At 49.9% G+C, this 21827-nt stretch carries 21 protein-coding genes; 12 read left to right on the forward strand and 9 right to left on the reverse strand.

Annotated features, from left to right (window positions below):
- The first annotated feature begins 23 nt into the window (after positions 1-23).
- Complete coding sequence (pfkA, locus tag BGL48_RS06505) at positions 24-986, forward strand: 6-phosphofructokinase (protein WP_069361899.1); 963 nt, start codon at positions 24-26, stop codon at positions 984-986.
- Positions 987-1145: 159 nt separating this feature from the next.
- Here the strand turns inward: pfkA and cysE are convergent, their stop codons facing one another.
- The 4 genes from cysE to BGL48_RS06525 all read right to left on the reverse strand — a co-directional run bounded on the left by cysE (position 1146) and on the right by BGL48_RS06525 (position 4162).
- Positions 1146-1979 carry a serine O-acetyltransferase gene (gene cysE, locus BGL48_RS06510; RefSeq protein WP_231637427.1) on the reverse strand — a complete coding sequence of 278 codons (834 nt, stop codon included), beginning with the start codon at positions 1977-1979 and terminating at the stop codon, positions 1146-1148.
- Between the two features lie 115 nt (positions 1980-2094).
- Positions 2095-3114, reverse strand: coding sequence for an NAD(P)H-dependent glycerol-3-phosphate dehydrogenase (gene gpsA / locus BGL48_RS06515; RefSeq protein WP_069361900.1), 1020 nt, complete (start codon positions 3112-3114; stop codon positions 2095-2097).
- Positions 3115-3123: 9 nt separating this feature from the next.
- Positions 3124-3603: a protein-export chaperone SecB gene (secB, locus tag BGL48_RS06520; RefSeq protein WP_069361901.1), complete on the reverse strand. Its 480-nt coding sequence runs from the start codon at positions 3601-3603 to the stop codon at positions 3124-3126.
- A gap of 97 nt (positions 3604-3700) precedes the next feature.
- Positions 3701-4162 (reverse strand): rhodanese-like domain-containing protein, encoded by a 462-nt coding sequence (locus BGL48_RS06525; RefSeq protein ID WP_069361902.1) that lies wholly within the window; start codon positions 4160-4162, stop codon positions 3701-3703.
- A 477-nt stretch (positions 4163-4639) separates the two neighbouring features.
- On the opposite strand from BGL48_RS06525, the gene gpmM reads away from it, so the two are divergent.
- Both gpmM and BGL48_RS06540 read left to right on the forward strand, forming a co-directional pair.
- Entirely contained in the window at positions 4640-6178 is a 1539-nt protein-coding gene (gene gpmM / locus BGL48_RS06535) for a 2,3-bisphosphoglycerate-independent phosphoglycerate mutase (protein WP_069361904.1), read from the forward strand.
- Positions 6179-6185: 7 nt separating this feature from the next.
- The gene (locus tag BGL48_RS06540; RefSeq protein ID WP_069361905.1) at positions 6186-7319 is read left to right on the forward strand and encodes a peptidoglycan DD-metalloendopeptidase family protein; all 1134 of its coding nucleotides are present in this window, start codon (positions 6186-6188) and stop codon (positions 7317-7319) included.
- 84 nt (positions 7320-7403) lie between these two features.
- Here the strand turns inward: BGL48_RS06540 and tdh are convergent, their stop codons facing one another.
- The 3 genes from tdh to BGL48_RS06555 form a co-directional block, all read right to left on the reverse strand.
- Positions 7404-8432 (reverse strand): L-threonine 3-dehydrogenase, encoded by a 1029-nt coding sequence (gene tdh, locus BGL48_RS06545; RefSeq protein WP_100297960.1) that lies wholly within the window; start codon positions 8430-8432, stop codon positions 7404-7406.
- 19 nt (positions 8433-8451) lie between these two features.
- Positions 8452-9648 carry a glycine C-acetyltransferase gene (locus BGL48_RS06550; protein WP_069361907.1) on the reverse strand — a complete coding sequence of 399 codons (1197 nt, stop codon included), beginning with the start codon at positions 9646-9648 and terminating at the stop codon, positions 8452-8454.
- Positions 9649-9841: 193 nt separating this feature from the next.
- Complete coding sequence (locus BGL48_RS06555) at positions 9842-10510, reverse strand: TetR/AcrR family transcriptional regulator (RefSeq protein ID WP_069361908.1); 669 nt, start codon at positions 10508-10510, stop codon at positions 9842-9844.
- A 103-nt stretch (positions 10511-10613) separates the two neighbouring features.
- Between BGL48_RS06555 and rfaD the strand changes: the two genes are divergently transcribed.
- The 8 genes from rfaD to BGL48_RS06595 are packed head-to-tail and all read left to right on the forward strand — an operon-like array spanning position 10614 to position 18813.
- Positions 10614-11558 carry an ADP-glyceromanno-heptose 6-epimerase gene (gene rfaD / locus BGL48_RS06560; RefSeq protein ID WP_069361909.1) on the forward strand — a complete coding sequence of 315 codons (945 nt, stop codon included), beginning with the start codon at positions 10614-10616 and terminating at the stop codon, positions 11556-11558.
- 45 nt (positions 11559-11603) lie between these two features.
- Complete coding sequence (lpxM, locus tag BGL48_RS06565) at positions 11604-12584, forward strand: lauroyl-Kdo(2)-lipid IV(A) myristoyltransferase (protein WP_069361910.1); 981 nt, start codon at positions 11604-11606, stop codon at positions 12582-12584.
- Positions 12581-13606: a lipopolysaccharide heptosyltransferase II gene (gene waaF, locus BGL48_RS06570; RefSeq protein ID WP_069361911.1), complete on the forward strand. Its 1026-nt coding sequence runs from the start codon at positions 12581-12583 to the stop codon at positions 13604-13606. The genes lpxM and waaF overlap by 4 nt, the downstream gene beginning before the upstream one ends.
- Complete coding sequence (locus tag BGL48_RS06575; RefSeq protein ID WP_069361912.1) at positions 13603-14913, forward strand: O-antigen ligase family protein; 1311 nt, start codon at positions 13603-13605, stop codon at positions 14911-14913. Before waaF ends, BGL48_RS06575 begins: the two co-directional genes overlap by 4 nt.
- A 1-nt stretch (position 14914) precedes the next feature.
- Entirely contained in the window at positions 14915-16081 is a 1167-nt protein-coding gene (locus tag BGL48_RS06580; protein WP_069361913.1) for a glycosyltransferase, read from the forward strand.
- A complete protein-coding gene (locus BGL48_RS06585) occupies positions 16074-16976 on the forward strand; it encodes a glycosyltransferase family 2 protein (protein ID WP_069361914.1) in 903 nt (300 codons plus the stop codon). Before BGL48_RS06580 ends, BGL48_RS06585 begins: the two co-directional genes overlap by 8 nt.
- A gap of 15 nt (positions 16977-16991) precedes the next feature.
- Positions 16992-17774 carry a glycosyltransferase family 2 protein gene (locus BGL48_RS06590; protein WP_069361915.1) on the forward strand — a complete coding sequence of 261 codons (783 nt, stop codon included), beginning with the start codon at positions 16992-16994 and terminating at the stop codon, positions 17772-17774.
- Between the two features lie 4 nt (positions 17775-17778).
- Positions 17779-18813 (forward strand): glycosyltransferase family 4 protein, encoded by a 1035-nt coding sequence (locus BGL48_RS06595; RefSeq protein ID WP_069361916.1) that lies wholly within the window; start codon positions 17779-17781, stop codon positions 18811-18813.
- Here the strand turns inward: BGL48_RS06595 and BGL48_RS06600 are convergent.
- Positions 18810-19661 (reverse strand): glycosyltransferase, encoded by an 852-nt coding sequence (locus BGL48_RS06600; protein WP_069361917.1) that lies wholly within the window; start codon positions 19659-19661, stop codon positions 18810-18812. The two genes, BGL48_RS06595 and BGL48_RS06600, sit on opposite strands and share 4 nt — an antisense overlap.
- Before the next feature lie 76 nt (positions 19662-19737).
- Here BGL48_RS06600 and waaA point away from each other — a divergent pair, with 76 nt between their 5' ends.
- Positions 19738-20997 (forward strand): lipid IV(A) 3-deoxy-D-manno-octulosonic acid transferase, encoded by a 1260-nt coding sequence (gene waaA / locus BGL48_RS06605; RefSeq protein ID WP_069361918.1) that lies wholly within the window; start codon positions 19738-19740, stop codon positions 20995-20997.
- A gap of 16 nt (positions 20998-21013) precedes the next feature.
- On the opposite strand, the gene BGL48_RS06610 is transcribed toward waaA, so the two are convergent.
- Positions 21014-21724, reverse strand: coding sequence for a 3-deoxy-D-manno-octulosonic acid kinase (locus BGL48_RS06610; RefSeq protein WP_069361992.1), 711 nt, complete (start codon positions 21722-21724; stop codon positions 21014-21016).
- Positions 21725-21827 lie beyond the last annotated feature (103 nt).

Below are 21827 nucleotides of genomic sequence, written 5' to 3' on the forward strand. Positions count from 1 at the left end.
TGACGAACAGTTAGAGGGTAACCATGGTTAGAAAAATTGGTGTTTTGACCAGTGGCGGTGATGCGCCAGGTATGAACGCAGCGATTCGCGGTGTGGTTCGCAGCGCGCTCAGCGAAGGCTTAGAAGTATGTGGTATTTATGATGGCTTTCTCGGCCTGCATCAAAACCGTATTGAACGCCTCAACCGCACCAGTGTTTCCGACGTGATTAACCGCGGCGGGACATTTTTAGGTTCGGCACGTTTTCCTGAGTTTGCCGACGAAAAAGTCCGTGAGCAAGCGATTCAGAACCTGAAGATGCACGGTATCGACGCCTTGGTCGTCATTGGTGGTGATGGCTCATTCATGGGGGCAAAGAAACTGACCGAAATGGGTTACCCCTGTATTGGCCTGCCGGGCACCATTGATAATGATGTTGCGGGGACGGACTACACCATCGGCTATATGACGGCGATGAACACGGTGATTGACGCCATTGACCGCCTTCGCGACACCTCATCTTCTCACCAGCGTATCTCTATTGTTGAGGTGATGGGACGCCATTGTGGTGACTTAACCTTGATGGCTTCGATTGCCGGTGGCTGTGAATACATCATCACCCCAGAGATCGGCTTGGATAAAGACAAGCTTCTCGCCAAAGTGAAAGAAGGCATCTACAAAGGTAAGAAACACGCGATTATCGCGATCACTGAGCTGATGACCGACGCTAATGAACTCGCGAAGTTCATCGAGACAGAAACTGGCCGCGAAACACGCGCGACCATTCTTGGTCATATTCAGCGTGGCGGCCAACCGGGTGCCTTTGACCGCATTCTTGCCTCGCGCATGGGCGCTTACGCCGTTGACCTTCTGCAACAAGGTGAAGGTGGCCGTTGTGTCGGTATTCAGAATGACAAAATGGTGCATCATGACATCGTTGACGCGATTGAAAACATGAAGCGCCCATTCCGCGACGACTTGTACGAAGTTGCCGAAAAGCTGTTCTAACTCGCGGCGAAGCTTTCATCTATTGCCAAAACGGAGCCCTCGGCTCCGTTTTTCGTTCTGACCCCACACTTGAGTCGGCGCATTATCCCGTCACTCTAGAAAACAATACTCACGCTTGTGCAAGCCGCGATTATGCAATCCGCGCTTGTGCAAGCCGCATCATATCCCGTCTCCCGAGATAAATGTCTTGTGCGAGCCATTAAATTCTTGATCCATATCCAGCGATGGCATGTGCGAGCTGGGCCGACCCACGATCTTCGCCGGTACGCCAGCCACCGTGGTATGAGGCGGTACGGGGTTAAGCACCACAGAGCAGGAGCCAATTTTCGCGCCTTCACCGATATCAATATTACCCAGTATTTTCGCCCCGGCACCAATCATCACGCCCGTACGGATCTTCGGATGGCGGTCGCCGCCCTCTTTACCGGTGCCGCCCAAGGTGACATCTTGGAGAATAGACACATTGTCTTCAATGACCGCGGTTTCACCAATAACAATCCCCGTGGCGTGGTCAAACATAATGCCACGACCAATACAGGCCGCTGGATGAACGTCCACTTGGCTGGTCACCGAAATTTGGTTTTGTAAGTAAGTGGCTAGCTCTTTACGTCCTTGACGCCATAGCCAGTTAGCGACCCGAAAGCCTTGCAACGCATGAAAACCTTTCAAGTATAAAAGTGGCGTTGAATACAATTCGACAGCCGGATCGCGTTCAACGGTGGCACAAATATCACACGCCGCGGATTCCGCGACACAAGCATCGTTGGCATAGACTTCTTCTATCACCTCTCGCACCGCCATTGAAGGCATCGAGGGCGTGGAAAGCTTGTTGGCGAGAATATAGCTCAGTGCGCTGGCTAAATTGTCGTGCTTAATAATGGTGGCGTGGTAAAAACTCGCCAACATCGGCTCACGCTCTGAATGCTCACGCGCTTCTTTTTTCACTGCTTGCCAGACACGATCTTGTTGGCATTGTTTTTTGGCCTGATTCACTGCCTTCATCCTTATCCCAAATGATCTACCACTCAGGCGACAACACCGCCCCACGCCAGTGTATAAAAAAAACGCGCGGTTCTCACCCCGCGCGTTATTCTCTTTGTCTTTGCTGTTATTCGGACTTCTTGTCTCGTGCCAGCAAATCGCGCGCAGCATGGTGGGCCAGTTTGCCTTGATACAGCACTTGATAAATCTGCTCAACAATCGGCATCTCAACCCCCGCACGCTGGGCCAGTGCCCATACTTCTTTGGTGTTGCGATACCCTTCGACCACTTGGCCAATGTTGTCTTGGGCACCTTGCACATCTTCACCTTGCCCCAGGGCCAAGCCAAAGCGTCGGTTACGTGATTGGTTATCGGTGCAGGTCAGCACCAAATCCCCTAATCCCGCCATACCCATAAAGGTATCTCGAGAGGCGCCCAGTGCTTCACCCAGCCGGGTCATTTCGGCAAGCCCGCGGGTAATCAATGCCGTCCGTGCGTTGGCGCCAAAGCCAATGCCATCGGAAATCCCTGCGCCAATGGCAATCACATTTTTCACCGCGCCGCCAAGCTGCATGCCGATAAAATCATGATTGCCATACACACGGAAGCTGTGTTGGCAATGAATGGTTTCTTGTAAATCACTCACGAACTCTGCGTCAGGCGAGGCTACCGAAATCGCGGTCGGCATGCCCGCGGCAAGTTCTTTGGCAAACGTAGGGCCCGATAACACCGCGAGCGGAATATCGTCACCCAATTGTTCCCGCGCCACCTCTTGCAATAAGCGCCCGGTTTCCGGCTCTAAGCCTTTGGTCGCCCAACATATGCGAGAGTCGGCCCGTAAGTGAGGGCGCACCTGGCTCAGTACATCAGCAAACACATGGCTGGGGACGACCACAAGCAAATCGCGACTGGCATTGACCGCAACAGAAAGATCCGCACAGAGCACTAATGAGTCTGGAAACGCCACATCGGGAAGAAACGCTTGGTTGGCGCGATCAATTTCTAGCTGCGCGACATGACTCGGATCGTGCCCCCATAACACCACGTTAGCGCCGTTTCTGGCCAACGAGATCGCCAGCGCTGTCCCGTAAGAGCCAGCGCCCAGAACCGTAATCGCTGCGTCTTGAGTGGGAGCAAGATCTGTCATCATCACACCTTATGCTTGTGCATCTTCTTCGCTAGATGCTTCGCCTGCCTGCTGCTGCAGGTAGTTCATGAACAAGGCATCAAAGTTAACCGGTGCCAGGTTTAGCTGCGGGAAGGTCCCTTTCACAACGAGGCTAGAAATGGTTTCACGCGCATAAGGGAAAAGAATGTTAGGACAGAAAGCGCCCAGGCAATGTGCCAATTGAGGCGATTCCATGCCTGACACAGAGAAAATACCACCCTGCTGCACTTCACAAAGGAAGGCATTACTCTCTTGGTTTTTCACCGTCACGGTCAAACGCAAGATCACTTCATAGATGCCTTCACCCAACTCGCGGCTTTGCGTGTCCAAATCAAGGTTAACGTCTGGCGCCCAATCTTGCTGGAACACTTCTGGAGAGTTTGGCGCTTCAAAAGACACGTCCTTGAGAAAAACGCGTTGAATGGCAAAATTTTGCTCGGCTTGTTGGTTGTTTTCGGCTTCAGCCATGATGGTTCGTCCTTATTTAAAAAATTGCAAATGCGACTGGCACATTAAAAAATGCGAGCCACCGCGTCATGCGGTCGCTCGAGAATTGAGTGAAGGATCACTTTTTCTTTTTGCTTTTGCCCTTGCCGCTTTTGGCGCGAACAAGTGGCATTTTGGCATCGTTCCAAGAGGTCAAACCGTCTTTGAGAATATACACGGATTCGAAGCCCGCTTTCGCCAGTTGATTGGCACTGTCAGTCGCCGTTTGACCGGTTTTACATACCACAATGATGGGGTCATTTTTGTGTTTTTCAAGTTCACCAAACGACTGTGATTTGATTTCGCTCGGTAACACATTAAGCGCACCCGTGATGTGACCAGCGCGAAATTCATCGTGGCTACGAATGTCGACAAACACCCCATTCTCTCGGTTGTTAAGGATCGCCGCGTCATTAGGACCGACCACTTTGTAGGCAGCCGTTTTTTGTTTAATCAGCGACATCAGTAAAGCGGCCGCCAAACCCACCCAGACAAGGGTGAGAATCATGTTGTTGGAGACAAAATCAATATATTCCTGCATAACCTTTGCTCTATACTGCTTGCTTGTCTCGCCAAAGGCGAGAGTCCATCAAGGGTGAAAATGGTGTCGAGTATAACCTGCTCGCCATGGTTTTACAGCCTGCCGAGACGAAATCGCGCGTTTGCTCACTCATACGCACGTCCACGCGTTTTCACCTTCCGCTCAATAACTTGAAAAGAAAGAAGGTTTCATCAATCGCAGAAATTGAGCCAAGCCATTCGCGCACAGCGGCGATCTTCGCCATAATGAGGGGAGTCAAGGGTCGAAGGCAAGTGAACCAAGGCTTGCTGGTTAACTTGTCAGCTGGGATAATTGATCTTAGCCTACATATCAGCCCGTAAAATGTTGTAAAATTACGCACACACTGAGTCCTGAAGCTAGCCATGAATCTGGCTCCATGCCTCAGTGGTTGCTCCATGACATCCAATGTCATTGGCATCCAATGTCAGTCTTTTGCTTGAATTAAGAGGACGTAACATGTCTGCGAAAAAACCACTTGCACTGGTGATTCTCGATGGCTGGGGCTATCGCGACCCTCAAAGTGATAACGCGATTACCAACGCCAACACGCCTGTGATCGATAGCCTTATGGCCGATAACAGCACACTGATTTCAGCCTCCGGTTTCGATGTGGGTCTGCCTGATGGACAAATGGGTAACTCAGAAGTTGGCCATGTCAACATCGGCGCTGGCCGCGTGGTTTACCAAGATTTGACCCGTATTGGCAAATCCATTGCGGACGGTGAGTTTAATCAAACGCCAGCGCTGACGGCCGCCGTTGATAAAGCCGTCGATAAGGGCAAAGCCGTACACATCATGGGCCTGATGTCGCCAGGCGGTGTGCACAGCCATGAAGATCATATTGCCGCCATGGTTGAACTGGCCGCAGAGCGTGGCGCCGATCAGATTTATCTACACTGCTTCTTGGATGGCCGTGATACGCCGCCACGCAGTGCAAAAGCATCGCTAGAACGCTTCGATGCCCTGTTTGAAAAGCTGGGTAAAGGCCGTACCGCATCACTGGTTGGTCGCTACTACGCCATGGACCGTGACAACAACTGGGACCGTGTCGAGCGCGCCTATGACTTGCTCACCCAAGCACAAGGTGAATTCACTGCGACCAGCGCCGTAGAAGGCTTGGAAGCGGCTTACGCACGTGAAGAAAATGATGAGTTCGTCGCCCCAACGGAAATTTACCGTGACGGTGACAACAAAGCGACCATCAACGATGGCGATGCGGTCGTTTTCATGAATTTCCGTGCCGACCGAGCTCGTCAAATGACGCGCGCCTTTATGCCGGATTTCGATGGCTTTACGCGTAAAAAATACGCCGAGCTGTCTGATTTTGTGATGCTGACAGAATATGCAGCCGACATCGATACCACGGTGGCCTTCCCACCTGAAAGCCTCTCCAACACGCTTGGCGAGTGGCTATCAAAAAATGGTAAAACTCAGCTGCGTATCTCTGAAACCGAGAAGTACGCACACGTGACTTTCTTCTTCAACGGCGGTATCGAGACCGTGTTTGAAGGCGAAGAGCGTGCCTTGGTCGCCTCACCGAAAGTAGCTACCTATGATCTGCAACCAGAAATGAGTTCAGAAGAGCTGACCGACAAGCTCGTTGATGCGATTAAGTCTGGTAAGTTCGATATGATCATCTGTAACTATCCAAACGGCGACATGGTTGGCCACACTGGGGTGTATGACGCGGCAGTTCAAGCTTGTGAAGCTGTCGATCACTGCATCGGCCGTGTCTTGGAAGCCATCAAAGAAGTCGATGGTCAGATGCTAATCACCGCCGACCATGGTAACGCTGAGATGATGGTCAACGAAGAGACCGGTGGTGCGTATACCGCACACACCAACCTGCCTGTCCCACTGATGTATGTGGGGAGTCAGCCGGTAAGCTTGAAAGAGGGCGGTAAGCTGTCTGATCTGGCACCGACCATGCTGGCATTGACCGGTATGGAGATTCCTGAAGAGATGACTGGCAAGCCACTGTTCGATCTGAAATAATCCCCCTATGCGGGAAAAACGAACACGCTTACGCCAAACCCTCCGCGCCAGTGCATTATGCACTGGCGTTTTTCTCTGCCTGTTGATTGGCTCAGCCAATGCCAACTCTGAGCTAGAGGGAGTGAGCGATGAAATTGCCCGCCAGCAATCGCAATTGGCGGCGCACAATAAAAAACTCAATGCATTACAAAGCGATCTAAAAGCACAGTCGAAACGCATTGATACCCTGTCTAAAAAAACACGCCAAGCCCAGCAAACCCTGCAGCAGACCGATGTCCAAATCACGCGCCTCAGCAAAAAACAAGCGCGACTCAAACAAGAGATGATTGCCCAGCAGGCACAGTTGGCCGAATTGATCGATGCTCAATATCGCCAAGGCGAGCATGATCAGCTTAAACGTCTGCTTAGCCAAGAGTCACCCGCGAAACTTGACCGCCTCACCAAGTACGCTGAGGTGCTTGCAAGTACCATGCGGGAGGCGATCGAATTATTAGCTGCGACTCGCACCGATTACCAACTCACGGCCCATCAGCTCAAACAGCAACGTGATAAGCAGGCAAGCTTGGTCGCAGAGTTAACCGAGAAAAAACAAGCGTTGGAACGAGAGCAAGCCTCGCAAAGCCAGACCGCGAAAAAAATCCGGGCCAAAATTGCCAGCGACAATGCTTATTTAGCTGAACTCAAGGCTAATAAGCAACGGTTGCAAGAGCAGATCGCCGCGGCCGCGCGGCGTGCGCAAGTAAAAATGGCGGGCATTGGCAAGGCCAAAGGCAAACTTCACTGGCCTACCCAAGGGAAGCTGCTCCACCGCTTTGGCGAGCGCCAATCCGGTGAGGTGTCATGGAATGGTATCGTGATTGGTGCCAAGCGCGGTACCGAGGTCAAAGCCGCCCATGCCGGTAAAGTGGTGCTGTCGAGTTGGTTGCGTGGCTATGGCCTGTTGATTGCCGTCGATCACGGTAAAGGGGACATGACCTTGTATGGCTACAACCAAGCCTTGCTCAAAGATGTGGGCGATACGGTGACCGCCGGTGAGTCTATCGCCTTGGTGGGCGACAGCGGTGGCCAATCCACCCCTTCTCTGTATTTCGAAATTCGCCGCAAAGGCAACACCACCAATCCCATCCCTTGGCTGGATTAAAAACGCCCACCGGGTAGGCGGGCGTGTTTGTCATCTAGCAGAGCCCATCGCCACGGTTCAACATGGACACGGCAATCATGGCATTTAGTTCTGCCAATCGAGGATCACCTTGCCAGATTGGCCTGAGCACATCACATCAAAGCCTTGTTGAAAGTCATCCACGCTGTAGTGATGGGTGATGATCGGGGTTAAATCCAAGCCAGATTGGATTAACGACGCCATCTTGTACCAAGTTTCGAACATCTCACGGCCATAGATGCCTTTGATCACCAAGCCTTTAAAAATCACCTGGTTCCAATCAATCCCCATATCACTGGGTGGGATCCCAAGAAGCGCAATATTGCCGCCGTGATTCATGGCCGTCAGCATGCTATTAAACGCTGCGGGCACGCCGGACATTTCGAGGCCAACATCAAAGCCTTCACTCATCCCCAGCTCTTCCATCACCGATTCCAGCGAGGTATTGGCGACGTTGACCGCGCGGGTCACGCCCATTTTGCGGGCAAGCTCAAGGCGATACTCGTTCACATCGGTGATCACCACATGACGCGCCCCAACATGGCGCGCCACCGCAGCGGCCATAATGCCAATCGGGCCTGCGCCAGTGATTAATACGTCTTCACCGACCAAATCAAACGAGAGCGCGGTATGGACGGCGTTGCCAAATGGGTCAAAAATCGAGGCTAAGTCATCCGAAATCTCATCGGGGATTTTGAACGCATTATACGCAGGGATCACCAAGTACTCGGCAAACGCACCTTCACGGTTGACGCCCACACCAACCGTGTTGCGGCACAGGTGAGTACGACCGCCACGACAGTTACGGCAATGCCCACAGGTGATATGGCCCTCACCCGATACGCGATCCCCCAATGAGAAACCGCGTACCTCCTGGCCAATGCCGACCACTTCACCGACATATTCATGGCCGACCACCATAGGAACAGGGATGGTGTTTTGTGACCACTCGTCCCACTTATAAATATGCACATCGGTGCCACAGATGGCCGTTTTACGAATTTTGATCAGCAGATCGTTATGCCCCAGCTCAGGAAGCTCAGCCTCCGTCATCCAAATGCCGGGCTCCGCCTTGAGTTTGGCCAAGGCTTTCATGGTTGTTTGTGTCATGACATTACCCAATCAATTTCATCTCTTTGCCCACTTTGATGAAGGCATCAATGGCACGGTCCAGTTGCTCACGCGTATGCGCGGCTGACATCTGGGTGCGAATACGTGCTTGCCCTTTGGGCACCACTGGGTAGGAGAAGCCCACCACATAGACGCCCTCTTCCATCATCCGCTCGGCAAACTCACTGGCCACTTTGGCATCACCGAGCATCACAGGAATAATGGCATGATCAGCGCCCGCCAAGGTAAAGCCAGCTTCCGTCATGCGTGCACGGAAGTGTTGGCTGTTATCCCAAAGCTGCTCACGCAAGTGATCACTTTCGGCCAGCATATCCAGTACGCGAATAGAGGCAGATACAATCGCGGGGGCCAGCGAGTTGGAGAAAAGGTAAGGGCGCGAACGTTGACGCAACCAATCAATCACCTCTTTTTTGCCTGAGGTGTAGCCTCCTGAAGCACCGCCCATGGCTTTGCCCAAGGTGCCAGTGATGATGTCAACGCGGTTCATCACTTGATGGTATTCGTGGGTGCCTCGACCGTTCTGGCCCATAAAGCCGACCGCATGGGAGTCATCCACCATCACCAACGCGCCATATTGCTCCGCCAGATCGCACACAGCCGGCAAGTTCGCCACTACGCCGTCCATCGAGAAGACACCATCCGTGACAATCAAGATATTGGCCACACCCGCCGCTTTCGCCGCTTTTAACTGGGCTTCCAACTCATCCATATCATTATTGGCATAACGGAAACGCTTGGCTTTACACAAGCGCACGCCATCAATAATTGACGCATGGTTAAGCGCATCAGAAATAATGGCATCGTCTGGGCCGAGAATGGTCTCGAACAATCCCGCATTGGCATCAAAGCATGAGGAATACAGGATGGTATCTTCCATCCCGAGAAAGTCAGATAACTTGGCTTCCAGAGTTTTGTGAGCATCTTGCGTGCCACAAATAAACCGCACCGACGCCATACCAAAGCCGTGCTCATCCATCCCTGCTTTGGCAGCGTCCACTAACTCAGGATGATTGGCGAGCCCCAAATAGTTATTGGCGCAAAAGTTCAGTACCTGCTGTTCATGATTGACGGCGACACTGGCCGCTTGTGGTGAGGTAATAAGGCGTTCACTTTTGTACAAGCCATCAGCTTTAACTTGCTCAAGCTGATGACGGATTTGCTGGTAGAAGGCAGCCGTCATCGCAATCTCCGTGCTGTGATGATTACTTTGGGAAGGCCGCCGCACACATTGTGTACGACGAATGAATGCTTGCTATCATGGCACGTTCGCGCGTTTTGTGCCAATAAGGGGCGCGAGACAGTGATTCATATCGTGTAATCACTGACAAGCTGGGCGAATATCGCGCAATGCGATCACCGCCTAGAGAGATAGCTCAGTTCAATGTGTCCAGTGAGCGTGAGTCTTGGCGAACTAACTGCTGCTCGTAGTGGTCTATTAACGCAGTAATGGCCATTTGTCCCTGTGCCGATGTCAGCGGATGTAACAATGCCAGCATCTGCAAAATACCTTTGTAGATCACCCCTGCATGAATTTGCGTTTGGGGAGCTTGTGCACTTTGATAAAAAATCCAGCTCGACGCCACTTGCTTAAGCGTTTCTCCCACCGCAGACAAGGCGCTGTCATTGAGGCTCAGCCAACCGGCTTGCCGATAGTGGTGCAAGATGGTCATCAAGTTGGTTTGCAGCTGTTGCTGCGCCCCCAGGTATTTTTGCTGCAGTGCATCGTCTCGGCGCAAAATATCCGGCAAATTGGCGTAAAAAAATCGATAGCGCCACATCAAGCTAAAGGTCGCGTCGAGATAGTGCTGCAATAAAGCTTGGGTATCGTCACGAGGCTGACTAGGATCAAAGGCAAGGGCAAGATCTTGCGCGTATTGGTCGAATATACTGTGTATAATCGCTTCTTTATTACGGAAGTGATAGTAAAGGTTGCCCGGGCTTATCCCGAGATCTGCCGCGATATGGTTGGTGGTGATATTCGGCTCACCATGTTGATTGAATAAAGCCAGTGCAGCATGGATAATTCGGTCTCGGGTTTTCATGTATGGTTCAGTCCTCTGCCCGGTTGATGCTCAACCATACTATCACAGTCAACAGTAATGGCGACGGGGTCTGTCGTCAGATAAAGATGAATTAGGTAACGATATGATTTTTGTGACTGGTGGTGCTGGCATGATTGGCAGCAACTTAGTAAAAGCACTGAACGAGCAAGGCTACCGTGACATCGTGGTCGTCGATAACCTCAAAGACGGCACCAAATTCGTTAACCTGGTTGACCTCGACATTGCAGATTATATGGATAAGGAAGACTTCCTTACCCAAATCATGGCCGGTGAGAACTTCGGCCCGATCGAAGCCATTTTCCACCAAGGTGCCTGCTCGGCCACCACAGAGTGGGATGGCAAATACATGATGCTCAACAACTACGAGTACTCCAAAGAGCTGTTGCATTATTGTATTGATCGCGATATCCCCTTTCTTTATGCCTCGTCAGCAGCCACCTATGGTGGCCGCGACAGTGACTTTATTGAAGCGCCAGAGTATGAAGGCGCGCTGAATGTGTACGGGTATTCCAAACAGCAATTCGACAACTATGTCCGTCGCGTGCAAGAAGATGCTAAGGCCCATGGCGAGACACTGCCACCGATTACTGGCTTCCGCTACTTCAATGTATATGGTCCGCGAGAACAGCACAAAGGCAGCATGGCGTCAGTGGCTTATCACCTCAATCAACAAATTCTAAAAGGCGAAAACCCTAAACTTTTTGAGGGCAGTGATACGTTCAAGCGTGACTTTGTCTATGTCGGTGATGTCTGCGCAATGAACATTTGGTTCTGGCAACAACAGATCAGCGGTATTTACAACTGCGGTACCGGTCGTGCAGAGCCCTTTAGCGCCGTTGCCAACGCGGTGATTGACTTCCACGGTCAAGGAGAGATCGAGGAAATCCCCTTTCCCGACCACCTAAAAGGTCGCTACCAAGCCTACACACAAGCCGATCTGACCAAGGTACGTGAAGCGGGATACACGGCATCCTTTAAGACAGTGGCAGAAGGTGTCGCCGCTTACCTAGCCGAAATCAATCGCTAATCACAGCAGTTCGCCTCAGACGTTCTGGGGTGCGAGTAAAGAGCAATGACAAAACAGCGACACGATTACGACGCGCACGCGTATAACCCCGAGTTCTCGCGTGCTTACTTAGCGCCCAAATACTGGGGCACATGGCTGATGCTACTCATCGCTATGCCATTCAGCCTCCTGGTGCCGGCGCGCGCTAAGCATCGCTTCGCGCACTGGGTAGCACGCAAGCTGGTTAAAAAGAAAAAAGGCACGATCCTTAACGCCTGGCTTAATCTGGAAGCCTGCTTTCCCGAGAAATCCGCGCAAGCGCGTGAGGCCGTATTAATCGACACCTTGACCACCGCCGGGGCTTTTTTGCTGAGCTTTCCGCTGATCACCTTGCGCAGTCGCCAGTGGTTTCAGGACCACTGTGATGTGATTGGCATGGAACATATTACTCGGCACACTGATAACGACGAAGCGGTGATCCTCTTTGTGCCCCATACTTGGGCCATTGATGCCGCCGCGATTTTATTTGCCTCGCAAGGGCTCCCCGTGGCGGCATTCTCAAAACGGCAAAAAAATCAGCTGCTGGACTGGCTCATGCACCGTCAACGCGTGCAATATGGCGGCAATTGTTATGAGCGCGAAGCAGGGATTAAACCCTTTATCCGCGCAGTTAAACGCGGCTTTTTGGGCTACTACTTGCCCGACGAAGATATGCGCGATGAGAGCAGCGAGTTTGTGCCGTTTTTTGCTACCACCAAAGCGACCTTGCCGAGTCTAGGCAAGTTAAGCAAAGTCACCCGCTCGCATATTATCCCTGTGCTTTCCGGCTTTGATGCGAAAAGCGGTCGGTTCATGATCGAGGTGCACCCTGCGTTTAATGACTTCCCAACAGGAAACAGTAGCACCGACGCACGCATGATGAACCAACAAATAGAAACCATGCTCGACGAGCAGTTAGATCAATATATGTGGATCTTACAGCTGCTTCGCACCCGCGAGGATGGTCGTAATATCTACCAAGAGGCAAAGAGGAAACGGGCATCATGACACGCATTTTAGTCATTGGTCCATCATGGGTCGGCGACATGGTGATGTCGCAGTCTTTGTACAAAGCCCTCAAGCAACAGCACCCGGATGCCAAGATTGATGTGATGGCGCCCGCTTGGTGCGCCCCGATTCTCGCGCGTATGCCCGAGGTTAATCGCAGCATTGAAATGCCACTCGGCCATGGAGAGTTTGCACTGGGTAAGCGCTATCAACTGGGCAAGCGCTTGGCAAAGCGTGGCTATGACCGTGCCTACGTATTGCCTAATTCGGCCAAATCGGCACTGACCCCTTGGTTTGCAGGGATCCCGACCCGCACTGGTTGGAAAGGTGAAATGCGTTATGGCTTGCTCAACGACCTGCGCCCCAACAAGAAAGCATTTCAATACATGGTTGAGCGTTATGTTGCCCTCGCTCACCCGCGCGCCGAGATGCAAAACTCTGCCTCGCTGGGCGGTCTTGAAGGCCTGCCAAAACCTGAGTTAACCATTGACCCTGACGCACAAGCGGCCGTTATCACCAAGCTGGGACTAAACCAAGATAAACCTGTGATTGGCTTATGCCCGGGTGCCGAATTCGGGCCCGCCAAAAAATGGCCTGAGCAGCACTATGCTGAAGTGGCACGCCAAGCACATCAACAAGGCTACCAAATCTGGCTATTTGGCTCGGCAAAAGATGTTGAAACCTGTGAAAACATTGCCACTCTCGCAGAAAACGCGCCTAACATTCATGTATTGGCAGGCAAAACTAACTTAATCGAAGCCGTCGACCTCTTGGGCGCGTGTCAAACTGTGGTCAGCAATGACTCGGGGTTGATGCATATCGCCGCAGCGGTCAACTGCCAAGTGATCGCCATCTACGGCTCAACATCACCCGATTACACCCCGCCGCTGACCAGTAAGGTCGATATTGTGCACACGGATATCGAGTGCCGCCCTTGCTTCCAGCGCGAATGTCCCTTAGGGCACTTAAAATGTTTAAACGACCTCGCCCCGAGCCAAGTTGTAAAAAGGATTCTACCGTGAGCACCAATAACACGACACCATCCGTATCTCGATACTTTAGTCATCAGCTGTATTACCAAATCACCCGTTTTTTCCTATTCGGTTATGCCTTGTGTGCCATCGCATTTCCTGACGTGGGTGAAGTCTTCCGCGCAGGCTTTTTGTTATTAAGCCTACCCTTGCTTTATACCCATTGGCCACAGCTTAAAAAAGACCCCATAATGTGGGCTTTTTTTGGTGTCATTATTGTCCAGTGTCTAAGTTGGGCAAATAGCTTGACGCATATTCCTGATGTTGCCAATGCCTACCCACATGTCGATCGATTGGCAAAACTGTTTTTGCTCGTCCCCATCGGCCTCGCCTTACAAGGGCGCAAGGATGCTGTTATCACGCTCGCTGCTTGCTTTGTTTTGGGCGTGTTTATCGCCTGTTACACACAAAGCGACTTTTCAAGCCAGATTCAGCGACTGCTCCACACACACCGCGTCGACTTTGGCTTAAAGAATGCGCAGTACACCTCGATGCTGGGCGGTGTGATCGCGATTATTTCGGCGTTTAGCTTTTATCTCGCCGACAAAAGTCGCTGGACGATTCGTGCGTTTTTTGCACTTTCAGCCGTCCTGGGTCTCGCATTAACACTGGTCAGCCAGTCGCGACAAGTGTGGCTTGCTCTGGCGATCGTCATCGCATTAACGCCAGCGCTGATGTTTATTGTTGGGCTCATTAAAGGGAAGAAAAAGCTACTTCTTGGCTACGCATTTGTCGTCGTCACCCTGTTTGCAGTCAGTCAATCTGACTATATTCAAAGCCGCGCGTTAAAGGAGAGCTCGGTTATTTCGAGCGTGGTCCAAGGCAACCTAGATAACATCCCGATGACCAGTGTCGGTGTCAGGCTGAACTCTTGGTTAGCGGCTTGGGATGTATTTCAAAAGAGTCCCTTGGTAGGTCTGGGTGAAAACGGTATTGGGTATGTTATCTCTTCTTCTGAGAAACTTTCAGAGCTGAAAAAAACGGTGCCTAAGTATAGCAACCTATCGCATTTACATAGTAACCACATAGAAACACTGGTCGCCTATGGCTTGGCAGGCTTTGCACTGATTTTATTTACCTACTTCCAGCTCGCTAAGCGTTGCTTTGTCGCTCGCGATACGTCGGAAAACGGTAAGATAGTCGCATTCTTCTCTATCGCCTTTTTTATCTACTGGCTAACCATTAATGCCTTCGAAACCTTTAACAGCCGAAGCCTTGGTGTGTTTGCCTTTGTCATAATATCGGGCTGCTTTTACTCACTAACTAGCGCCAAAAACAACACACAGGGTGAAGACTGATATGCGTGTCGCAATTGTCGTCAATTGTCTCAAACTCGGTGGGATGGAGAGAGTTGCGGTAAATTTATCCGATGCATTCACCGCCCATGGTGACGATGCCACGCTAATCTACCTCAAAAATCGACCACAAGATATAAAGCCGACGTCGGATGTGGACGTCCGCCTGTTTGATCTTAAAAAGTCAGTATTAAAAACCGGCATAGGTGCGCTTTATTACTTTATTTGTAAGCTGGTTAATGCGCTGGTCAGCAAAACCTTCCCGCTACTCTTTGCCTATCCAAATTCTTTTTTCTTCAAGCGAAAACTTAGACAGCTTGAGGCGGAAAAAGGAAAATTTGATCTGGTCATTTTTCGTGGCCAAGGCACCTTTGAACAACTTTGGCCGCTACATGATGACCGCTTTGTTTATGTCTGTGAAAACATTATCAAGCCTCACCATTACGGCGCTTTTTCCAGTATCGTTTACCGTGCGATTTTTGATTATAAAAATATTGTCTGCGTTTCCGAGGGAGCCCATAAGAGCTTTCAATCTCTCGCCAACATTCACAATATATCACCCTTGATCTCGAAAGTTATAAGCAATCCTAACAATACACCCTATATTCGTGAACAAGCAGATAGAACGGAGCCAGATATGCATCCTCGACCTTTTATCCTTGGCTTGGGACGATTGACACAGGTAAAAAATTTTACGTTACTGGTTAAGGCTTACGCGCACCTCGTTGATAGGTGCGGTATCCATCAAGATCTGGTTATTGTTGGCGAAGGAAAAGATAGAGAAAATATCGAAAATACTGTAAAAGAGCACAATTTAGAGCATCGGGTATTTTTTAAAGGCGCGCGCAAAAATCCGTTCCCATGGTTTAAGCATGCCGACCTGTTTGTGCTGAGTTCACGATTTGAAGGGCTCGGTATGGTATTGCTCGAGGCGCTTGCCTGTGATAGTCGTATAGTATGCACTGACTCAGACGGTGGTGTTCGTCAAATCATGGATGGAGAATTGGAAAAATACCTCAGCGCACAAGAGCCTGAACCACTCGCTGATAAAATGTATAAATCACTCAGTTCGTCATGGTCCGATAAAGAAAAATCCTACATTGAGGAAAAATTGACTGAGTTTAGTGGTGAGAAAATCGTATCTGAGTATAAAAAGGTTTCTTATGTATAACCCTAAAGTAAGTGTTGTTATTCCTGTTTATAATGTTGAAGATTTTATTGCTCAGTGTTTAGAGTCAGTGATTAATCAGACATATGAAAACCTTGAGATTATTTGCATCAATGATGGTTCTACTGATAGCAGTAAAGGTATATGTGACAGCTTTGCTCAAAGAGATAACAGAGTTAGGGTCATTGATCAAAAGAATAAAGGCCTTTCTGGTGCACGAAACTCGGGAATAAAAGATGCGAAAGGTGAGTTCCTATTTTTTCTTGATTCCGATGATTGGCTATCTTTAAGTGCTATTAGTTCTTTGGTCAACGCATCTAAAGGTTATGATGTCATTTCGGGTGGGGTTTTAGCCTATAATGAATCCAACGGGGACTTTCGTCGTTACAAAAAACGAAGAAGCTCAAAAATAAATTTTAATAAAGACTTTTTTCAGCTTGAAATTGTAGTTTGGAATAAACTATATAGAAAAGAAATTTTCAATGGGATTCGTTTTAAAGAAGGCCTAATACATGAAGACGAAGAGTTTTATTGGCAAGTTTTCTCCAGATCACCTAAAGTAAAAACTATTGATGAAGACGTGATTTTTTATAGGGAAAGAGTCGGATCCATTACTAAAAAGTCGTCTTACAGTGATAGATACCAATACAATTATATTAGTATTATCGACTATATCTATCCATTATCCCAAAAAAAGCCTGATCTTGCTTACCCTTTTTATAAAACTTGTTTAAAGTTTCTTAAGCAACTCAAAAGAAAAAATGCACCATTTGAAGCTTATGAGCAGTATATAAAAAGAAAATATGGCGTAGAAGACTCTCACACGTTCAAGCTCAAACTGAAAGCTCTAAAACTGTCACATTGGTGCGCGTCACGCGTAGCTCGTTCCCGGTATTAATTATTAGAGGTCATCATGATCACAGGCGTCGTCATTACGCTCAACGAAGAAAAAAACATCAAAGCGTGTATCGAGTCACTTCAGCAGGTGTGCTCTAACATTGTGGTGGTTGACTCGCAAAGCACAGATCGCACGCTTGCCATTGCAGAGCAACTCGGTGCCACCGTAGTCACTCAAGCTTACCTCGGTGATGGTCTGCAAAAAAACGTTGGCTTGGCGCACACTGACAATCAATGGATCCTCAGTATTGATGCTGACGAACGTCTTACCGAAGAAGCAGTGCAGCAAATCCAAGCGCTAGATTTGGCCAATACAGCGCATGATGCCTTTGCCTTTCGTCGCCGTAACCACATCGGTAGCCGCTGGATCAAACAGTGCGGCTGGTATCCAGACTACTGCATTCGCTTGTATAACAAGTCAAAAACGCGGTTTGCCGAAGTTAAGCAACACGCGGCAGTTGAGGCCAAAAACCCGAAACAGCTTGACTGTGATCTTATCCACTATTCGTTTGAGAACCTCGGACAGCTTTTCGCCAAGCCGGGACGCAACTTTAGCGGGAGAGCAGCTAAAATTATGTACCAAAAAGGAAAACGTGCCAACGCGTTTTCTCCTTTTGTGCATGGCCTCAACGCCTTTATTCGTAAGTATATTTTTCAGCGCGGCTTTTTGGGTGGAGTCGATGGTATGACAGTCGCACTCAGCTCTGCGGTAAATAGTTATCTGAAATATGCCAAATTACTCGAGTTCCAACGCGATCCAAAAGTGTTAGAAAACGAAGACTTCAATAAGGTGTGGTGACAATATGCACATTTGTCACGTCAATCTCGCGTCAGGCTTTAGTGGTGGGGAACGCCAAACCCTCACCTTAATCCAGCAACAAGCCAGAATAGGCTACCAGCTCACGGCGGTGGTGAACCCTAAAAGCCCGCTGGTCGACGAGCTTCGCGCGATACCTCAATGCCAAATCGTGCTTTGTCCGCACTATACTCGGCAACATGGGCGCTCAATCACTGCAACATGCGATCTGATCCATGTTCACGAAGGCCGCGCCATTTATTGGGCACTGTTTCAACACCTATTGCACCGCGTACCCTACATAGTGACACGCCGCATTGATAACCCTTTAAAGAAAAAGTGGTTATCTCAACTGGCGTACCGCAAAGCCAGCGCGCTGGTCGGTTTGAGTTCGGAGATTATCCATCAACTAGAAAAACGCCACCCTGATGCCAAGTTAGTCAAAATCCCTAGCTCTCCTGTCACCTACCCTGTCTCACAAGATAAGGTTGAGCAAATCAGAGCGCACTTTCGTGGGAAGTTCTTGGTGATTCATGCCGCCAATATGTATGCGCATAAAGGCTTTGATGTCACGATTGAAGCTGCACGGTTACTGGCTGACACATCACCTGACATTCAGTTTTGCTTACTCGGTGACGGCAAAGAGCGAGCGTCACTCGAGGCGCAAGCTCAGGGGCTCACGAATGTGCAGTTTATGGGTAAACAAACCAATATGGGAGATTGGTTCGCGGCGGCCGATTTGCTTATCCACCCTTCTTATACAGAGGGATTGGGCTCAGTCATTTTAGAAGCGATGGCGGCAGGGCTGCCCGTGATAGGCGCTCGCGCGGGTGGGATCCCTGATATCATTGAAGACAGCATTAGTGGCTATTTAATGACACCAGGGGATAGTGCATCCCTCGCCGCGAGGATTCACAATATCAGCGAAGATGATGTCACACTTTCCTTCATAAAGGAAAACTCCGAAGCGAGGATAAATCAATTTGACATATCTGAGTGCGCTAAAAAATATGAAGTCCTATATAAAGAAATAAAGGGTTAACTTTTCAGCTTGTTGAGGCCATTAGAAGCCCAAAACGCTTTTTCTTGAACGGTTCTATGAAAGATATCTTTGTTAGTTGAGGGCCTAGGTAATTCGTGATGGTACATGTGTAACAACGCCGCACCAAACTTGATAGCCTTGGTTCGTACACCCACGCCTTTCAGTCTGAACTCTATGTCTGTATCTTCACCCACTGCTGGCGCCTCATAGTTCATATCAAAACCGTTTATTCTTTCTAAATCTTTCTTATATATAGAAAAATTGCATCCTATAATCGATCTTGGCTTCGAGGAAAGGCTCGTTAAACGTTGTAACCAAGGCAGACACAGACCATTTTTGAGGTGTTTGCCCGTGTACTCTGTCGTATTTTTCTCCCTTCGATTAACTAGATAGTCAACTAGCATGGATAGCATATACTTATGACTAAATGTCGACTTTTTATTAGTTTTCACCAGTAAACCCGTGTACTTCTTAGACAGCTCTACTCTACGTCCACACACCACGGTCCCCCGTTCAGCTGCTTGCAGATGATCTCTGACAAACCCATGCTGAGGAACACAATCACCATCAATAAAAATCAAATAGTCACTTTTTGAGGCGAGTATCGCCTTATTAAGAATTCTGTTTTTCCTAAACCCCTTATCCTCATGCCAAACATGTGTAACAGAAAATGGGAGTTGTTCTACTCTTACAGATAACCAATTTTTTACCTCCTCTTTCGACCCATCATCAGCGATCACAACATTAAAGTCATGATTCCACTGTTCAGCCAGTGATTGAAAAATCAACTCTAAAGCGTTTCTGTTATTGTAAAAGGAAACAATCAAGGTGGCGGATTTACTTTTCATAAAGAGCGCTGTTCAATAAATGCTGTGACAACTGTATCATAACATTCTTATTTGTGGTCAGTTCGAGAGCCAACTTGTGCGCTGGATATATACATTGTTACTCACGCTTGCCGCCCCTTTTTTGCTTGTTGGGCTGTACCGTAAACGGCCTGGCAAGCCTGCTGTTGGCGAGCGGTGGCGAGAACACTTTGGTGGGACGCCCAACATAGACGGTCAGCCTATTTGGCTCCATGCGGTGTCGGTGGGGGAAGTTCTAGCGGCAAAGCCGGTGATCAGCGCGCTGCAACAAGCCTATCCAGATGTTCCGATCCTGGTCACCACTACCACCGCCACCGGCGCAGAGCAGGCCAAGCGTCTTGATGGGATCATACACCGCTATATGCCGGTTGATTTTCCATTTGCGGTAAAAGGTTTTCTCCGCGCAGTGTCACCACGGGTGTGCGTGATCATGGAAACCGAGCTTTGGCCAAATACCTTGCATCATGTGGGTCGAGCGGGCATCCCCATTACGGTTATCAACGCCCGGCTTTCTCAAAAAGCTTGCCAGCGCTACCAAAAAATTGCACCGCTCTTTCAAGCCATGAGTAAACATATCGACTTGATCGTTTGTCAGCATCAGAACGACCAAGCGCGCTTTGCCAGTCTCGGTATTGCTGACAACAAGCTTGCGGTAGCTGGCTCGGTGAAATTTGATATTAAAGCCGTGGATCCGGCGTTGGGTGCCACACTTCGCCAAGCACGCGGTGATCGCCCTTGCTGGATAGGTGCCAGTACTCACGCGGGAGAAGACGCCACCTTGCTCGCCGCTCACAGTATTTTACTGCGCGACTACCCTGACGCCTTGCTGATACTGGTCCCTCGCCATCCTGAACGTTTTGATGATGTTGCCCAGCAAGTGGCTAGCCAAGGCCTCAGCGTACAACGACGCACCGAGGGTGAGCCGCTAGCGATCAGCACCCAAGTTTACCTTGGGGACACCATGGGAGAGATGATGACCTACCTTGCTGGCGCAGATGTGGTAGTGATGGCGGGCAGTTTTCTGGGTAGCAAAGTGGGTGGGCATAACCTGCTTGAACCCGCGGCGTTAGGCAAGCCGCTTTTAACCGGCCCAAGCTATTATAATTTCCAAGTGATTGGCGACGCGCTGATTGACGCTGGCGCCCTACAGGTATGTAACGATAGCCAAGACCTCGCCGCCAAAATCGGTGCCTTTTTTAATGCCCCCGCTCTTGCCGCGCAAGCGGGTAACGCTGGCCTCTCTGTGGTAGAGCAAAATCGTGGCGCGGTCGAACGCACCTTGCAGGCACTCGCGCCCTGGCTTAATCGCCCGCGCTAGCGCCCGCACTCGTGTCTTACTTGCGGATATGATTGTAGCCTTTTAATACGGCAGCCCAGTCTTCGGGTTGCCAACGGATCTGACGCTTCTCTTTTTCTTTTTTAAACGAGCGATGAAGGCGGGCAAGGTTATCCTCTTTCCACTGTTCGCCATCGCGCTGTTGGCACTTATCGAAGTCAATCAGCCACAGCTTTCCTTTTCTATCACGGAGGATATTGTGGATATTCAGATCAGTATGACACACGCCAGCGTCGTGTAGGCGGCGAACCAAACGACCAATGGCACGATAATCATGGGCAAGTAAGCTATTTTCACTCAAGATAGCAACCAGATCGCGCGCGCCTGGAATTTTCTCCACCAAGATATCAGCACGATAAGTACGGCCGTTTTTTACCGCGCGTGCAGCGACAGGACGAGGCACAGGCATTTTTTTCTCGCGAAGATAGGCCAGTAAGTTGATCTCAGCGCCACAACGGGTCGCCTCCCATCCTTGAAACCAATACTGATCCTTCACGAATTTACCAAACAAACCACCGCGATAGTAATGACGCAACGCCATCTCCATTTTCGGCCCTCGGATAAAGAACGTGGTACCGCGCCCTTTCGCTGAACCGGTGACGGCGGCTTGCTGGTGCCAGAAATGAATATCAAAATACTGGCGAGGGTCGGCCTCCACTAAAGCCGGATCGTACCAAATACACTCGTTGTCGCGTTGCTCTACTTCTATACTCACGGTTTTTCCTGTTTGCGCACTCACGCTAGCGCGTATTAGTGTACCTTGCTCGTCAATGGATTCACAGGCGAGAGGTCACGGCGCTGCAAGAACAATG

It is taken from the genome of Salinivibrio sp. SS3 (assembly GCF_001722105.1).
Lineage (GTDB): Bacteria > Pseudomonadota > Gammaproteobacteria > Enterobacterales > Vibrionaceae > Salinivibrio > Salinivibrio kushneri.

Bases quoted from the DNA above. Each gene is read 5' to 3' on its own strand.
- pfkA (WP_069361899.1), top strand. From the start codon at position 24: ATGGTTAGAAAAATTGGTGTTTTGACCAGTGGCGGTGATGCGCCAGGT.
- gpsA (WP_069361900.1), bottom strand. From the start codon at position 3,114: ATGACAGATCTTGCTCCCACTCAAGACGCAGCGATTACGGTTCTGGGC.
- secB (WP_069361901.1), bottom strand. From the start codon at position 3,603: ATGGCTGAAGCCGAAAACAACCAACAAGCCGAGCAAAATTTTGCCATT.
- BGL48_RS06525 (WP_069361902.1), bottom strand. From the start codon at position 4,162: ATGCAGGAATATATTGATTTTGTCTCCAACAACATGATTCTCACCCTT.
- gpmM (WP_069361904.1), top strand. From the start codon at position 4,640: ATGTCTGCGAAAAAACCACTTGCACTGGTGATTCTCGATGGCTGGGGC.
- BGL48_RS06540 (WP_069361905.1), top strand. From the start codon at position 6,186: ATGCGGGAAAAACGAACACGCTTACGCCAAACCCTCCGCGCCAGTGCA.
- tdh (WP_100297960.1), bottom strand. From the start codon at position 8,432: ATGAAAGCCTTGGCCAAACTCAAGGCGGAGCCCGGCATTTGGATGACG.
- BGL48_RS06550 (WP_069361907.1), bottom strand. From the start codon at position 9,648: ATGACGGCTGCCTTCTACCAGCAAATCCGTCATCAGCTTGAGCAAGTT.
- BGL48_RS06555 (WP_069361908.1), bottom strand. From the start codon at position 10,510: ATGAAAACCCGAGACCGAATTATCCATGCTGCACTGGCTTTATTCAAT.
- rfaD (WP_069361909.1), top strand. From the start codon at position 10,614: ATGATTTTTGTGACTGGTGGTGCTGGCATGATTGGCAGCAACTTAGTA.
- lpxM (WP_069361910.1), top strand. From the start codon at position 11,604: ATGACAAAACAGCGACACGATTACGACGCGCACGCGTATAACCCCGAG.
- waaF (WP_069361911.1), top strand. From the start codon at position 12,581: ATGACACGCATTTTAGTCATTGGTCCATCATGGGTCGGCGACATGGTG.
- BGL48_RS06580 (WP_069361913.1), top strand. From the start codon at position 14,915: ATGCGTGTCGCAATTGTCGTCAATTGTCTCAAACTCGGTGGGATGGAG.
- BGL48_RS06585 (WP_069361914.1), top strand. From the start codon at position 16,074: ATGTATAACCCTAAAGTAAGTGTTGTTATTCCTGTTTATAATGTTGAA.
- BGL48_RS06590 (WP_069361915.1), top strand. From the start codon at position 16,992: ATGATCACAGGCGTCGTCATTACGCTCAACGAAGAAAAAAACATCAAA.
- BGL48_RS06595 (WP_069361916.1), top strand. From the start codon at position 17,779: ATGCACATTTGTCACGTCAATCTCGCGTCAGGCTTTAGTGGTGGGGAA.
- BGL48_RS06600 (WP_069361917.1), bottom strand. From the start codon at position 19,661: ATGAAAAGTAAATCCGCCACCTTGATTGTTTCCTTTTACAATAACAGA.